Origin of the sequence: Desulfotignum balticum DSM 7044, assembly GCF_000421285.1 — a bacterium.
GTDB lineage: Bacteria > Desulfobacterota > Desulfobacteria > Desulfobacterales > Desulfobacteraceae > Desulfotignum > Desulfotignum balticum.
This window is the reverse complement of record NZ_ATWO01000001.1, coordinates 4,219,909-4,235,353: the sequence shown is the minus strand read 5'-3', so window position 1 is coordinate 4,235,353 and position 15,445 is coordinate 4,219,909. Positions and strand designations below refer to the sequence as shown.

General features: G+C 52.7%; 11 protein-coding genes and 1 pseudogene. 5 read left to right on the top strand and 7 right to left on the bottom strand.

Annotation, left to right across the window (positions count from 1 at the left end; genetic code table 11):
* Positions 1–6: 6 nt before the first annotated feature.
* The 5 genes from K365_RS0121240 to K365_RS0121220 form a co-directional block, all read right to left on the bottom strand.
* Complete coding sequence (locus K365_RS0121240) at positions 7–2,037, bottom strand: TonB-dependent receptor plug domain-containing protein (RefSeq protein WP_024336204.1); 2,031 nt, start codon at positions 2,035–2,037, stop codon at positions 7–9.
* A gap of 174 nt (positions 2,038–2,211) precedes the next feature.
* The gene (locus K365_RS0121235; protein ID WP_281167816.1) at positions 2,212–2,454 is read right to left on the bottom strand and encodes a citrate/2-methylcitrate synthase; all 243 of its coding nucleotides are present in this window, start codon (positions 2,452–2,454) and stop codon (positions 2,212–2,214) included.
* 19 nt (positions 2,455–2,473) lie between these two features.
* On the bottom strand, positions 2,474–2,707 hold the full coding sequence (locus tag K365_RS0121230) for a ubiquitin family protein (protein ID WP_024336202.1): 234 nt from the start codon (positions 2,705–2,707) through the stop codon (positions 2,474–2,476).
* Positions 2,708–2,725: 18 nt separating this feature from the next.
* The gene (locus tag K365_RS0121225) at positions 2,726–4,555 is read right to left on the bottom strand and encodes an aldehyde ferredoxin oxidoreductase family protein (RefSeq protein WP_024336201.1); all 1,830 of its coding nucleotides are present in this window, start codon (positions 4,553–4,555) and stop codon (positions 2,726–2,728) included.
* Positions 4,556–4,688: 133 nt separating this feature from the next.
* A complete protein-coding gene (locus K365_RS0121220) occupies positions 4,689–5,888 on the bottom strand; it encodes an aldo/keto reductase (RefSeq protein WP_024336200.1) in 1,200 nt (399 codons plus the stop codon).
* A gap of 203 nt (positions 5,889–6,091) precedes the next feature.
* Here K365_RS0121220 and K365_RS26070 point away from each other — a divergent pair, with 203 nt between their 5' ends.
* The 3 genes from K365_RS26070 to K365_RS0121205 all read left to right on the top strand — a co-directional run bounded on the left by K365_RS26070 (position 6,092) and on the right by K365_RS0121205 (position 9,694).
* On the top strand, positions 6,092–6,355 hold the full coding sequence (locus K365_RS26070) for a hypothetical protein (protein WP_034625194.1): 264 nt from the start codon (positions 6,092–6,094) through the stop codon (positions 6,353–6,355).
* Positions 6,356–6,389: 34 nt separating this feature from the next.
* On the top strand, positions 6,390–9,209 hold the full coding sequence (locus tag K365_RS0121210) for a sensor histidine kinase (protein WP_024336198.1): 2,820 nt from the start codon (positions 6,390–6,392) through the stop codon (positions 9,207–9,209).
* Positions 9,210–9,307: 98 nt separating this feature from the next.
* Positions 9,308–9,694, top strand: coding sequence for a response regulator transcription factor (locus K365_RS0121205; protein ID WP_024336197.1), 387 nt, complete (start codon positions 9,308–9,310; stop codon positions 9,692–9,694).
* A gap of 11 nt (positions 9,695–9,705) precedes the next feature.
* Here K365_RS0121205 and K365_RS26870 read toward each other — a convergent pair whose 3' ends face one another.
* Together K365_RS26870 and K365_RS0121195 are read right to left on the bottom strand one after the other, a co-directional pair.
* Entirely contained in the window at positions 9,706–11,955 is a 2,250-nt protein-coding gene (locus K365_RS26870; RefSeq protein WP_169432975.1) for a DUF294 nucleotidyltransferase-like domain-containing protein, read from the bottom strand.
* A gap of 11 nt (positions 11,956–11,966) precedes the next feature.
* The gene (locus K365_RS0121195) at positions 11,967–13,817 is read right to left on the bottom strand and encodes a GNAT family N-acetyltransferase (protein WP_034625191.1); all 1,851 of its coding nucleotides are present in this window, start codon (positions 13,815–13,817) and stop codon (positions 11,967–11,969) included.
* A gap of 414 nt (positions 13,818–14,231) precedes the next feature.
* On the opposite strand from K365_RS0121195, the gene K365_RS0121190 reads away from it, so the two are divergent.
* Together K365_RS0121190 and K365_RS0121185 are read left to right on the top strand one after the other, a co-directional pair.
* Positions 14,232–14,894 carry an arylesterase gene (locus tag K365_RS0121190; RefSeq protein ID WP_029725662.1) on the top strand — a complete coding sequence of 221 codons (663 nt, stop codon included), beginning with the start codon at positions 14,232–14,234 and terminating at the stop codon, positions 14,892–14,894.
* Positions 14,894–15,415, top strand: a pseudogene (locus tag K365_RS0121185) (ABC transporter ATP-binding protein); the annotation flags it as partial. The gene K365_RS0121190 and the pseudogene K365_RS0121185, both read left to right, overlap by 1 nt.
* Between the last annotated feature and the right edge of the window lie 30 nt (positions 15,416–15,445).

The window sequence follows — 15,445 nt, the reverse complement described above, 5'->3', positions numbered from 1 at the left end:
TTTCAATTAAAAGCTGAACTGCATCCCGGCCAGGAAATTTCTTCCCGGATAGGGACCGCTGCCTTCTTCATAATCTTCGTCAAACAGGTTTTTGACTTCCAGAAACACGGCTGTGGATATTTTTTCAAATAACTTGATATCCTGGTTCAGTTTGGCGTTCACCACCCAGAATTCGTCAATATCCCTGGGGTTGAAGCTTTTGTCGTATTCGACCTGGTCACTGGTATAAATGGCCTGGCAGGCGGCGGTCAGACCGAAATCAAAGAAATACCTGGCATCCACAAAAAATTTGTGCTCCGGAATTCTTTCCGCATCCAGTTCCGGTCTGGCTTCATCCGCCTTGTCCGTGGCGGACAGGTAAGTATATCCCAGGCCCAGATCCAGGTTCCAGGGACTCTGGTAGTTGAGCTGGGCTTCCACCCCTTTGATCTCGGTTTCACCGATGTTTGTGAGATCGTCATTGACATCATAGTCGATCCGGTCCGTGATATCATTGTAAAACAGTGCTCCGGAAAGACTTAACCCATGGTTGAACCGTTTGGTGGCACCGATCTCATAGGCAATGGTCTGCTGGGGATCCAGATCGGTGTTGCCCCCGGCCAGATCGCTGTACAGCTCTTTCATCTGGGGAAACCGGGTCTTTTTTCCCACGGATGCATACATGGTGAAATCTTCGGTAAAATCATAGGAAACACCGGCCTGGGGGTTCCAGGTGCTGGTTTTGTCCCGGTCAATAGACGCTTGACCGTCAAACGCTTTGACCGGGTCATGAACATCATAGCTCACCCCGGCGGTCAGGGTCATTTTATCGGTTACCCGGATATCGTCTTCCAGCCCGAAAGAATAGATGTCCACCTCATATTCCTGTTCAGGCGCCCATCCCACGGGGTCGCCGAATTTAATGACAGGCATGCTGGCAGCATCCAGATATTCCCGCTGAATGTTGTTGGCTTTCATATAGCTAAAGCCCATCTTCACCAGGCTGATATCACCGAAATCCAGATATCCCTGGACTTCCCCACCAATGGAATAGTCATCATAGGCGCTTGTCTGGAACCATTTTTTGCTGGAGGTGTGGGCGGCATCCCAGCTCACATCTTCCAGGGTGTCATCGTGTTTCATGTAATACAGCCGGGCTTTCATGGACAAAAGATCCGTGACATCATGTTCTCCGGCCAGGCTGACATGCCATTGTTCCCAGTTTTTAAAATCCCAGTATCTGGAATTTTCCGTGGGGATGCCTCTTTCATTGTCATGGTAATCCACAGTCATATACAGCTTGGAATCATCATCATATTCATATCCGAATTTGGCACTCACCGTGGTTTTTTCATAGTCGCTCAGATCCCGGACCCCGCCGTCTTCGTTGTAGTCCGTGCCGATACCGGTGACGGGGTTGTTGGGATCGAAATCGTCGGACAGTTCAAACCCGTCTGATTTCCGGTGGCTGGCCGTGATCCAGTAGTTGAAATTGCCTTTGCCGGCCCCATGGTTGAAAATATAATTCTGGGTGCTGTTTTCACCAAAGGAAGTTCTCACGCTGGTAAACGGCTTTTCCCCGCCTTTTTTGGTGATGATATTGATGACCCCGCCCATGGTGTTGGGGCCGTAAAGTACGGAGGACGCCCCTTTGATCACCTTGATTCTGGCAATGGCATCCACGGGAATCTGGGACAGGTCCAGGGATCCGTCATAGGTCGGGTTGGCCGGCACCCCGTCAATGAGCACCTTGATGTTTTTCTGGTCAAACCCCCGAAGGGTGACAGAAGATTGTCCTTTGCCGCCGGTCTGCACATCGAGGCCCGGGATCAGTTCCAGGGCTTCCGATACGGTCTGGCTTCCCTGCATCTCGATGTCATAGCTGGACAAAGTGTCGATGCTGGTGATGGCATTCACTTCATCGCCTTTTTCCATGATGAGCACATCGCCCAGATCAAACACCTCTCCTGAGCTTGCCGGTTCCTGAGCAAGGGCCGGCAGGATCGAAACAGTTGAAAAGATACATAAAACCGCCATTAAATACCGGATTTTTTTCATTTTTTCTTCCTTCAACTTGAAAAATTTTCATGCCACGACCCTGATGTTCTGCCTGCGGTGCAGGCAACGACACCCCTTCTCAAAAAACCAGGACCTTATGTAATGGGTTTTTATTGTTATTGTCAATGAATAATTGTAATTTTTGATCTATAATATATAGATAGAGATTAATAATTACAATAAATAACCAATAATTACATAAAGCAAAAGGGTGGTCGGGTGCAGAAATGACGGGAAGTCAATAAGAAAAACCGGGTGGCCGCAAGAAGCCACCCGGTTGCAGAACCTGGCTTGACTGAATTTTCTACTCTGTTTGGGGATGCGGATGACCCGCAGCGTGATGCCTGAATAAAAATCGATGTTCGGGTAGAGATGGCGGGAGATGAAACAGGCATCCCCGAGCACGGCCTGTTCCAGCTCCAGGAATGGCCGGTGATTAACCGCCGTCGATTTGCGGCAGCAGGGTCAGGATGTCTCCGGGTTCAAGGCGGGTGGACATGTCCTCCCGCCGCCCGTTACGCAGTATGGTGATATGAACGGTGTCGGGGATACCCAGGCGGGTGACCGCATCGCTGACCGTTGCAGACGGGGCCACAAGGCAGGCTGAACAGGTTTGTCCGTTTGGAGCATACCGGTTCAGCCCGCCATACAGCCTGAGTTCAATCTCCATGGGAGGGCTCTCAGCCCGTCACGCCAGGTCCAGGCGTTCAAGGGTTTTTGTTTCCGGGATGCCGTCCCGGTTCCAGCCGCGGACCTCATAATACTCATCCAGCATTTCTTCCAGATGGCAGACCAGGCCTTTGGCCGGACCGTCCGGTATGGGAACTTTTGTCAACCGGTCAGGCAGGGAGTCATCCTTTCTGGAAAACCCGGCATTGTTCAGAAAAATTCGTTCCGCATTGATGATCCGCTCTCCTGCCTGCATGAGTTCTTCCAGGGTATAGTCACTGCCCGTGGCGGCGTTCAGGTATTCCAGAATGCCCGTGGGGGCCACGCCCAGGTCTTTTGCCGCCAGGCTCCGGACGGCAAAGAAAATACACAGTCCCGCGGCATCGATGATGGCGGACAGATCCTGGAACGCTGCGGTGACTTTGGCTTTGCCTTCCCAGATATGGGGATCCATGGGCTGGGGCACGCTGAACAGTTCAAAATAGGCGGGGTCGCCGCGCATGTGAGACCCCCCGATGGGGGACGTGGCATAGGCCAGCCCCATGGCCTGGGCCCCCCTGGGTTCATACCCGGGGAATTCCTGTTTTTTGGAAACCGGCGCCAGTTCCGGATGACCGTATTTTTCAGCCAGCCGGAAGCTGCCAAGGGCCAGTTCATCCCCGAATCCTTCCCGCGCGGCGGTCATCCGGGTCAGCTCCACCAGGGCCCCGGCATCTCCCCATTGAAGAGCCCGGCCCACCCGGTCTTCACTGAGATACCCGCGGTCCACCAGTTCCATGGCACAGGCGATGGTGGCCCCCATGGTGATGGTATCCATGCCCATTTCGTTGCAGATATAGTTGGCCTTGGTGATGGCACCCAGATTGTCGATCATGCAGTTGGAACCCATGGCGTACAGGGTTTCATATTCCGGGCCCTCGCCTTCACCCTCAAATCCGGCGTCTGTCACCCGGGTCAGGCGGCCGCACCCGATGGGGCATCCATAGCAGGCTGAATTTTTTTTCAGATACCGCCGGGTCAGTTCCTGGCCGTCAATTTTTTCCCATCCGTCAAACGTGCCCTGCTGCCAGTTTTTGGTGGGCAGCACGCCAAAGTTCTGGGTGGCCATGACCACACCGGCGGTTCCGTTGACGGTCAGTCCCAGCGGGGTTTTTTCAACCCCCTCCCGGAACGTGTCCAGCACCTGTTTGTTGACCTGTTTGAACCGGTCCGGGTCTGCCATAGGAATCCGGCCTTTTCCTTTGATCACCACGGCCTTGAGATGTTTGCTGCCCATGACCGCCCCGACGCCGGACCGGCCGGCGGCCCGGTTCTTGTCGTTCATGATGGAGGCAAACAGGACCTGTTTTTCCCCGGCCGGGCCGATACACGCCACCCGGGCCTGGGCATGGGTTTCAGCCAAAAGCTGGTCTGTGGTCTGGTGGGTGTCTTTTCCCCATAAATGGTCGGCGGATCTCAGTTCCGGCTTGCCGTGATCGATCCACAGATAGACGGGTTTATCGGATTTTCCTGTGAAAATGATCGCATCAAACCCGGTCCGCTTAAACTCCGTGGGAAACATGCCCCCGGAGTTGGAACAGGTGACCGCCCCGGTCAAGGGCGATTTTGTCATCACCATGTACCGCGCTCCGGTGGGGGCACCGGTTCCGGTCAAAGGACCGGTGGCCATGATCATCGGATTGCCGGCAGACAGCGGATCCGCCTGGGGATCTCCTTCTTTGTTCAAAAAATAAGCCCCCAGACCCCGGCCGCCGATATAATCTTTGAGGATTTTCAGGTCCAGGGGTTGTGTGCTGCATTGTTGCGTTGTCAAATCCACTCTCAGTATTTTTCCCATCCAGCCATGCATGGCATCTGCCTCCGCTTTTGGTAAAAAGAATCTTTTTGATTAAAAATATAATCAAATTTATGATTAAGTAATTGGATTCTCCGGCGATGTCAAGCAAAAACTGTATGGGGCAAAAGCGTCAGTCCTTTGGCCGTTACATGTTCAGCATTTTTTTGCCCATGGCCAGGCGTTCCAGGGTCTTGTCATCCTCCAGGTCCGCCACCACCTGTTCCAGCATGTCGGGAATGGCGATGCCCTGGGGGCATTTGTCCAGGCACTCCCCGCACTGGATGCACTGGGAGGCATATCCCATCTGTCCGCCGCTGAAGATGTCTCCGCACCGGACGGCATACATCTGCCGGGCCTCGGGTTCGTTTTTAAACAGGTGCAGCTTGTTCAGGATCTCAAACGCCCCGGAAATATTCACCCCTTCCGGACAGGGTTTGCAGTATTCACATCCCGTGCAGTTTACGGCCATCAGGCGACGGTAGGTCTCAGCCGCCTGTTTCACCAGGTTCTTTTCCTCAAGTGTCAGGGAGTTGGGGCGTGCATCTGAGGCGATTTTCAGGTTTTCTGCCACATGGGATTCCTCATTCATGCCCGACAGCACCATCGTGACCTCGGGATGATTCCAGACCCACCTTAAGGCCCATTCCACGGGGGTGCGGGACTCCATTGCATTTTCCCAGATCCGGGCCACTTCTGGCGGCGGCTGGGGAACCCCTAAGTTGCCGCCCCGCAGCGGCTCCATCACGATCACTCCCAGGTTTTTCTGTGCGGCATACATCAGCCCTTCCGTGCCGGCCTGGTGATATTCATCCAGATAATTGTACTGGATCTGGCAGAAATCCCAGTCATAATCATCCACAATGGTCTTGAAATCATCGATCCTGCCGTGGAAGGAAAATCCGGCATACCGGATCCGGCCGCTTTTTTTAGCCCGGTCCATGAAATCCAGCACATCCATGCCTTTGAGCCGTTCCCACATGGGACCGGCCAGGTTGTGGATCAGGTAAAAATCAATGGGGTCCGTGCCCAGGTTTTTGCACTGCTGATCCAGGAACTCATCCATGTGGCCCCGGCTTTTCACCATCCAGGAGGGCAGCTTGGTGGCGGCAAATGCCTTGTCCCGGTATCCGTTCTTCAGGGCTTCTTCCACCAGCCGTTCACTGTCACCGCCATGGTAGGGCCAGGCCGTATCCAGGTAATTGACCCCGTTGTCAATGGCATGGCGGATCTGGGCAATGGCCCGAGGACGGTTAATTTTGCCGTTTTCCTGCACGGGCAGGCGCATACACCCGAATCCCAGGATGGACAGCGCTTCTTTAACCTTTGGCATGTTTCTGTAAAGCATGGGGGTATCTCCTTGTTCGTGTAAGCGGTCTGTTTCTTCCAACAGATCATATCATTTATTTTCATTTCATTGTATGCCGGGAACCTTATTTTTAAAACAACTGACCCTGTTATTTTCTTGATTTCTATTTGTTTTTCATTGTATTCATAAGAAAAGCCTTTTCGTATTGTCCAGTCATGTAAGTCGGGAAAAAGGAGGGTATCTTGCTGAACAGCAGATCCATTACCGGTCGGTATGTCGGCCTTTTCCTGGTGGGCGGTTTTCTGTTCTCCTATCCGGTGTTGACGGTGTTCAACCTGAATGTTCGGCTGTTTGGGATCCCCTTGTTTTTTTTCTATATTTTTTTTGCCTGGTCTGTGTTGATTGTCCTCATTTTTGTGTGCGGAAAAATTCCGGAAAACCTCCAGATGATGGCGCCGGAAAACAATGGCCGCGATGTAAAGCAGCCCGGCAGCAAAAACAAGTGACTGCCCGGGTGAAACCGGAAAAACGCAGGCAGCTATGTTAGAACAGAAAATTATTATTTTTGTGTCTTTCGGGTACATGGGGCTGCTGTTTGCCATTGCCTTCTGGGGTGACAAGCGGGCAGAGGCCGGTAAAAGCATTATCAGCAACCCTTATATTTATGCCCTGTCCCTGGCCGTGTACTGCACAGCCTGGACGTTTTACGGCAGTGTGGGGGCGGCAAGCCGGTCCGGTGCTCCAGGATTTTTGGGGATATACCTGGGCCCTACGCTCATGATGATCCTGGGATGGCCGGTGTTACGAAAGATCATCCGTATCAGCAAGGTCAACCGGATCACCTCCATCGCGGATTTTATCGCTTCCCGGTACGGAAAAAGTGCTGTCATAGCCGGGGCGGTAACCATTATTGCCGTTCTCGGCATTGTGCCCTACATGTCTGTCCAGATCAAGGCCATATCCACCTCGTTTCAGCTGATCAGCCAGTATCCGGATGTTTATATGGCCCAAAAAACCTCTGTCCCGCTTTCAGGCACCCTGGACACGGCGTTTTTTGTGGCCATTTTGCTGGCCCTGTTTGCCGTGATTTTCGGCACCCGCCACCTGGAAGCCACAGAACGCCATGAAGGCCTGGTGGCGGCCATTGCCTTTGAATCCGGTGTCAAGCTCATTGCCATCCTGTGTGTCGGGGTGTTTATCACCTATGGGCTGTATTCCGGGTTCAATGACCTGTTCTCCCGGGCAGGCCTTGTCCCCCAGATAAAGCAGCTCTTTGTCATGGAGGTGACGGCTTCCACCTTTACCGGGTGGTACAATGCCCTGTTTCTGGCGATGATGGCCATATTCCTTTTGCCCCGCCAGTTCCAGGTGATTGTGGTGGAGAATGTGGATGAAAATCATCTGAAAAAAGCGGTCTGGCTTTTTCCCCTGTATCTGCTGGCCATCAATATTTTTGTCATCCCCATTGCCTTTGGGGGGATGATCTATTTTTTTGGACAGTGCGCGTCAGACCCGGTCTGCAGCCGGGCCTTGTCCGGCACTTTCGACGGTGTCCTGGCGTTTTCCAGCGGACGTCTGGACGCGGATTATTTTGCCCTGACCCTGCTGATGGCCGGAGAGCAGCAGGCACTCACCCTGTTTGCCTTTATCGGCGGCATGTCCGCTGCCACAGGCATGGTGATCGTTGAGACCATTGCCCTGTCCACCATGGTGTGCAACGACCTTGTGATGCCGGTGCTGCTGCGCCTGCGGTTTTTAAAACTGGAGCGGAAACCGGATCTGAGCCGGCTGCTGCTGGTTATCCGGCGGATCAGCATCCTGGTCATTGTATTGCTGGGATATCTGTATTTTCATTATGTGGTGGAGTATTATTCTCTGGTTTCCATCGGGATGATCTCCTTTACCGCCGTTGCCCAGTTCGGCCCGGCCTTGATCGGCGGGATTTTCTGGAAAGGGGCCACAAAGCGGGGCGCGCTTTTTGGATTGGTGGCCGGGTTCTTTGTATGGACCTATACCCTGGTGCTGCCGTCTCTTGCCCAGGCAGGATTTTTCCCCAAAGATATTCTGATCAGCGGGCCTTTCAATATAGCGCTGTTGAACCCGACCCACCTGTTTGGCCTGGATATCGGGCAGCTGGGGTTTGACCAGTACTCCCATGCGGTCTTCTGGAGCATGGCTGCCAACCTTGGGCTTTTTGTGGGGGTGTCCCTTTTTTCCAGGCAGAATGCCATGGAACGGAAACAAGCCACCCTGTTTGTGGATGTGTTTACCTGTTCTCCGGAATCTGAAAAATCCTCTTTCTGGCGGGCCTCTGCCTCGGTGGCGGATCTGCGGGTGCTTCTGGAACGGTTCCTGGGGAAAAACAGGACCAGGGAAGCCCTTGATCTGTATGCCAGGGAACACCATATCAACTGGGAGAAAAAAACCATTGCAGATGCCGGCCTGGTGAGTTTTGCGGAAAAACTGCTGGCCGGTGCCATCGGATCGGCATCCGCGCTTGTGATGGTCAGGTCCATCGTGGAAGAAGAGCCCCTGGGCATGGATCAGATCATGCACATTCTGGATGAAACCCAGCAGATCATCATCTACAGCCGGGAGCTTGAAAAGGCAACCCAGGATCTTGAGGCGGCCAATATACGCCTCAAGGAGCTGGACCGGCTGAAAAACCAGTTTATTTCAACGATCACCCATGAACTGCGGACCCCGCTGACGTCGGTCAGGTCCCTGGCCGAGATTATCCACCAGACCCGTGAGCTGGATCCGGTAAAGCAGCGGCAGTTTGTGAGTATCATCATCAAGGAGAGTGAGCGGCTGACAAGGCTGATCAATGATGTGCTGGATTTTCAGAAAATGTCATCCGGCCGGATCCACTGGCAGATGGCACGGCTTGACTTCAGGGAAGTCATTGAAGATTCGATTTTTTCCACGGGCCGGTTGATTGAAGAAAAACATATTGAACTGACCCTTGATCTGCCCGATACCCCGGGCTGGGTATCCGGAGACAAGGACCGCCTGATACAGGTGATGGTGAACCTGATATCCAATGCCGTCAAATTCTGTGACCCGGACCAGGGCAAAATTACGGTGGGGATGGCGCCAGACCCTTTTTTTGCCGGGGATGGTGCTTTTTTGAAGATATGGGTCAAAGACAACGGGATCGGTATTGACAAACAGGATCAGGAACTGATTTTTCATGAATTTCGCCAGGTCATCTCCTCTTCCAGGGGAAGACCCCGGGGAACCGGCATCGGGTTGACCATTACCCGGCACATTATTGAATCCCATAACGGCAGGATATGGGTGGAAAGCCAGTTGGACAAGGGGGCGGCTTTCTTTTTCACCCTGCCTCTGGTAAAGTAACAACTCAACCTTGACACTTGCGTGTTATCCACCCTGACCAGCTTAGGATACGAACGTTGAGGTACGTATCTCTTTGTCAGCATGGGAAAGGAGGCAGAATGAAGAAAAAAATATTGATCGTTGATGACGAACCCAATATTGTCGTGCCGCTGGAATTTTTGATGGAGCAGAATAATTATGACGTTCACACCGCTGAAACCGGGGAACAAGCCATGGATCTGATTATGAACTGGAAACCGGATCTTGTCCTGCTGGATATCATGCTGCCGGGGATGGATGGCTATGAAGTCTGCCGAAAAATCCGGCAGCACAAAGCGTTCAATCCCATCCGCATTGTTTTTTTGTCTGCCATGGCCCGCGCCGTTGACATTGCCAAAGGCATGGGCCTTGATGCGGATGATTATATTACCAAACCCTTTGCCAATGACAATGTGGTGGAAAAAATCAACAGACTGCTGTTCTCCCCGGACAACACAGAAGGTTGAATGCTGGATGATCAGGATATCTGCTGGTCTGTGGCACCGATAAAGTCAAACCGCAGTCTGGCCTGGATCTCTTTGATTTTTTTCAATATTTCCTTGAGGGTTCTTTTTTCAATGAATGAAAGATGCCTGGGGTTGACAAAATTGTCCGGGTTTTGATTCTGACCGAGAATCGCCTGGATCTGCACCTTGAACCGCAGCTGCATCATAAAGCTGTAAGCCTGGTCCAGTTCGTTGTATTCCGCTTTGGACAGGACTTTTTTTACATAGAGCTGGTATAACCGTTCCTGGGTGGATGTCTGTTTTATCCCGTGTTTTAAAGAATAAATTCTGGCAAAGTCAACAATGGGGATACCGGCCATTTTGATATCAAGGCAGTGTTTGTGGGGACCCCGGGCGTTGACCTGCAGGTTGCCGAAAAAACCGATGGGCGGTTTGAAATATACGGCATTATGGGCCATGTTCCTGAAAAACCCGGTCCAGTTGGACAGGCTTGCATGCAGATGGGTTGTCAGATTATCTGTGATCGCCGGGTCACCATAGGCAAACCGGAAATCAAAAAAAATACTGGTGTGCAGAAGATCTTGGGGTGCTGCCGCATGGATCCATGAGGAGAAACAGTTTTTCCACCGGGAAAGGGGCTGGCACCATTTCGGATTTTTGGCCATGATCCCGCCCTGGCAGAAATCAAACCCGGACTGATCCAGCCAGGTGCACACTTTTTCGCCCAGCACAAGAAAATAGGTCTGAAACGTGTCAACAGCTTCTCCCTTTGGCGGGTCCTGGAAAATAATGGCATTGTCCTGGTCTGTTTTAAGGGTCTGCTCTTTTCTGCCTTCACTGCCTAAGGTGATAAAGGCAAAAGGAAGGGGCGGAGGCCCGAGTTCTGCAATGGCAAAGGCCATCAACCGGTGAAGAATTGCATCTGAAAACGCGGTGACCAGCCATGTCACGGTCCGGATCCTGGTGCCGCTGGTGAGCATGCTGTGGATGAGTCTGGGCAGCTGGCTGTGTTTTCCGATAATCTCTTCCACCCGGCCGGCCCGGGTGATTTCCCGGATCAGGGCGGTGTAGGAAAGCTCTGTCAATAAGCGGTTGTCCAAAGCCATATCCTGATCGGAATGATCAAAAAGGTCCAGGTCCCGGATCTGGATCCGGGTTTCGGGCAGGGCAGACACCGGTTCAAGAGATTCGTGGACCGGGCTCACATCCTGGGGAATAAAGAACCTGAGACCGGGGGATTCTTTATTGCCGGGCCAGCCTGGACATGTTGAAATGGTGCTGTGGTGCTGGTTAAGGGCCTGTTTTAAGCTGATGTTCAGGACCGCATGACGGGTATTGATGGCACCTGATTCCCATTGCCTGATGGACCGGGGGTCGATGGGGGGACCTTTCCAGGTGATGTCCATCAGGACAATCCGGTTTTCTGTTTTAAAGGAAATGTCAAATTCCACAGCCTCTGTTTCGGTGTTCACACGTTCAAGTACAAAGAATATGGCGGTGATCATCAGGTAGGCATCGGCAGTGATTCTGATATCCTTGTTTTCCCTGTTCTCAATGATGTGGCACAAGATACCGGGCGTGTGCCGCTGCCCCCGCCTGGCAACCGTTTGCAGAAGGTCCCTTAAAAATACGGTTTTCAAGGTTTTTTTTGTATGGATCAGGCCTGAGTAGTCCTCGGATATGCGGTTGAGAAGATCGCTCAGAGCAATGGATTCATTGTAGATGATCTCTTTGAATTTGCCCTGTTTTTCCTCATCCATTCCGGGAAACTGTCTCATTGCCTCGATTGCGGCCCTGATGCCTGCTATGGGGGACCGGGCGTTTTTCGACAATGTCTTTAAAATGGATTCCACCCGTTTTTCAGCATGGCTTTGCCGGGTGATATCGTCAAGGATCATCACAAATCCGGTAAACAGTCCGGTATGGCTTAAAACAGGCACCACCTGGGCCTGCAGAATGCGTCGGTGTTTCTGCAGGATAAAGATGGCGACGGCATTTGAAGCCGGCTGCCTGAGCTGCTCTGTCATGTCGTCAAGTGCATGTTCCATGAGGTCTTTGTCAATATAGGCGGTGATGGGGGTGCCGTTCATCGGGACGGGGTCGCCGGAGCCGGAGTGTGCCGGTGCCAGCCAGGCTTCGGACTGGCGGTCATGCAAAAGAATAGTTCCGCCGGAATCACAGATCAGAATGGCCTCGGGCAGTTTTGAGATAAACGAGGCCAGGATCTGTTTTTCATCCAGGATGTTGTTTTTGGGTTCCATGGGGGTAAAAATCATCCTTCTTTTTTGTAAAAAGGCATGACAACACTGTAGACCTGGTCTGACATAAGGGTTTCAAGGTCGGGGAAGACTTTTTTAAATACGTTCATGATCTTGCGGTTTGAACACAGGACCTCTGCCGTAAAAAAGTCAACCCCCCTGTTTTTTCCCAGTTTTGTCAGCATATCGACCATGTAGGTTGCAATACCGTGATTGCCGTAATTTTCATCAACAATCAATGCAATCTCAGCATCACGGCCTGAGGGACCGCATATATATCTGGCTTCGGCGATGATCACCCCTTCGCCGGGCTCTCCGACCAGGCCCACAATGGACATGGTATGGCGCCAGTCGACATTGACATATTCCTGCATTTTTGCATGCGGCATGATGGTGATGGTGTGGAAATACCGGTAATAGATGGCTTCATCGGAAAATTTGTAAAACAGCCGCCGCATCTGCTCCTCATCAGAAGGTTTGATGGGCCTGAATCTGACCTTGAGGTTGTTTTTGAAAAAATGCTGGTCATGAATTTCCCCGGGATACAGCGCACTGATCTCTCTGGCAAAGATCTGGTCCGGGTAGAGCATTTTTTTATTTTTCGCTGCGTTGAACAGGGCCAGACGGTCGTCCGGATGGGCAATTTCGATCAGGGCCAGTGCCCGTTCCCGGATGGAAAGTCCGGCGAGCATGGCGGTGCCGTATTCGGTGACCACCATGTCGATGGATTCTTCAAATCCCAGCTGATGACAGTCCTGTTCAACAGACAGTTTTATATTGGGCTCCCGGAACTGATTTCTGGACGGCAGGCCGAAAACGATATGTCCGCCCTCGGAAATCTGGGCTCCGGTCAGGGAGTCCATCAACTCCATGGGGGCGCTGATGATACGGCTCTGTCCCCTGTGAATGACGATCCGGCCGGAAAGATCCACCTGGCGGACCGGCATCACAGCGATAAAGTTGGGATTTTTGCCGATAATGACCGGATTGAAAACCGTTTGGATTTCCAGAAGATTCACCAGGGGATTCCGATCCAGCCAGGCCATGAGTTCTTTTGTTCCAAAGGCATAGGATGCAATGGATTTTCCCTGGAAAACCGCTTTGTGAAGATTGGTCACGGCCCCGCTTTTTACCAGGTCCATCAATGCATCCGTAATGACGGGGGAATGGATTCCCAGGTGGCGTTTGTGCACCAGTTTTCTGCTCAGGGATTCAAACAGCGGGCCGATGGAAAATGCGACACAGCTTTTATCCTGGATCAGGGTGCTGATGCGGTCAGCGATCATGTCAAATACCGGACCGGTCTCCCAGCGGGCAAAATAGATGGGATCATCCCGGGAATAGATGAGCATGTCAAATTCAGACATGTTGACGAAAGTGTCTCCAAAGGTTCTCGGAATATGGGGGTTGATTTCGCCGACCACGAGGCGGGCCTGTTTCATGGCGGACCGGGCCATATCAACGGAAATCCCCAGGCTGGCATTGCCTGAAATATCGGGCTGGGAGGTCTGTACAAACGCCGCATCCACCTGAATCCGTTCTGAATCAAACAGCCGCTGCAGTTTGTTGAACCGTACCGGGATCAGGTCCACGAGCCCTTTTTCAATGGCGTTGTTGACCATGTGTCCCGAGCTGAATGTCTTTAACCTGAATTTATGGGCATCCAGGGTTTTCAGGGTGATGGTATTACTGAAATTGACAAGCTGGATCAGTTCAAGATCCACCAGGCCCTTGTGACTGGAATTCATCAAATGCCGCACCAGGGTGCAGGGCTCGGAAACACCCGTGCCCAGAAAAATGCGCATCCCGGGGCTGATCTTTTCCATGACCCTGTCCGGGTCGACAACTTTTTTTTTCCAATCCATTTCGGATATCCTGAAAATTTTGTTCAAGCAACATTAATTGCATATAAAATCAATAGGATATCTTGAGGACGAAGTCATTTTTCGTTCACATGCCGGCGATCCTGTCAGAAAGAGATCTTTAATAATATCTGGTTATCACACAGACAGCCGTAAATCAATGTCTACCTGGACAATGACAAGAATAATCGTATTTTTTTCAGTGCCCTGTCTGCCTCATAGGGGCATTAGCCTTCCCTCTCTTTAAGGGTGTGAAAGCTCTTTTCCAGGCGGAAGGCATCCCGGCTGCCGTGAATTCCGGTTTCTCCCTGGTCTTTTCGGAAATTCCGAACAGTATTTCGGTATTTTATTTGACACCCGGTGTTTTGCTGCGCATTTTTAATGTCATGTGTGTGAATAATTACGGAGCGAATATCAATGACGCAGAGCCAATGGATAGACAGCAGTAAACGGAAACACAGGAAGTGGGTATACGGGGTGACCGCAGGGATCTGCCTGTGGCTGGCGCTGGGACTGACCCATGCCCGGGCCGATGACATCCGGGTGCTGTTTTTAGGCGATTCCCTGACCGCGGGCCTTGGCGTTGAAAAAGACCAGGCTTATCCCGCTCTGGTGGGAGAACGGCTCAAACAGCAGGGCCATACAGATGTAAAAATTATTAACGGCGGCATCAGCGGGGCCACCACGGCCGGGGCCGTGTCCCGGCTCAAATGGCACCTGGCAGCCCCCCCGAATGTGCTGGTGCTGGCCCTGGGAGCAAATGACGGTCTGCGGGGTCTGTCTTTGGAGAACATGGCCAAAAACCTGGATGACACCATTGCCCTGGCCCTGGAAAACCAGATGTGCGTGATTCTGGCAGGCATGGAGATCCCGCCCAACTACGGGCCGGATTACACCCGGCAGTTCCGGGAGACCTTCAGGGACCTGGCTGAAAAACATCAGATCCGGCTGATTCCTTTTCTGCTGGACCAGGTGGGCGGGGAGGCAACCATGAACCAGGCGGACGGGGTTCATCCCAATGCCGCCGGCCATCAGCAGATCGCCCGCACGGTTCTGCCGTATATCCTGGAGTGTCTGTGATGCTGGAACTGTCAGGCGTGGACAAATCTTTTCACCTGCCGGATACGGGCCGGGTGATGGTACTCAACCAGGTGGGTTTTTTCCTGGAAGCCGGCACCACACTGGCCATCACCGGTCATTCCGGCAGCGGCAAGACCACGCTTCTGTCTTTGATCGCCGGCCTGGACATCCCGGATGCCGGTACGATTCGGGTGAACGGCATCGATATCTGCACCCTGGACGAAGCGGCCCTGACCCGGTACCGGGCTGCCAGCATCAGCATGATTTTTCAGTCTTTTCACCTCATGCCCCATCTGACGGCCGCTGAAAACATTGCCCTGCCCCTGGAGATTCTTCGGCAGGACCGGATCCAGGAACGCACCCAATCCCTGCTGGAACAGGTGGGGCTCACCCACCGGGCCGGTCATCTGCCGGGCCAGCTGTCCGGCGGAGAATGCCAGCGGGTGGCCATTGCCAGGGCATTGATCGTGGAACCGGCCCTGATCCTGGCGGATGAACCCACGGGTAACCTGGACACGGACACGGGCAAAAAAGTGGCGGATCTGCTGTTC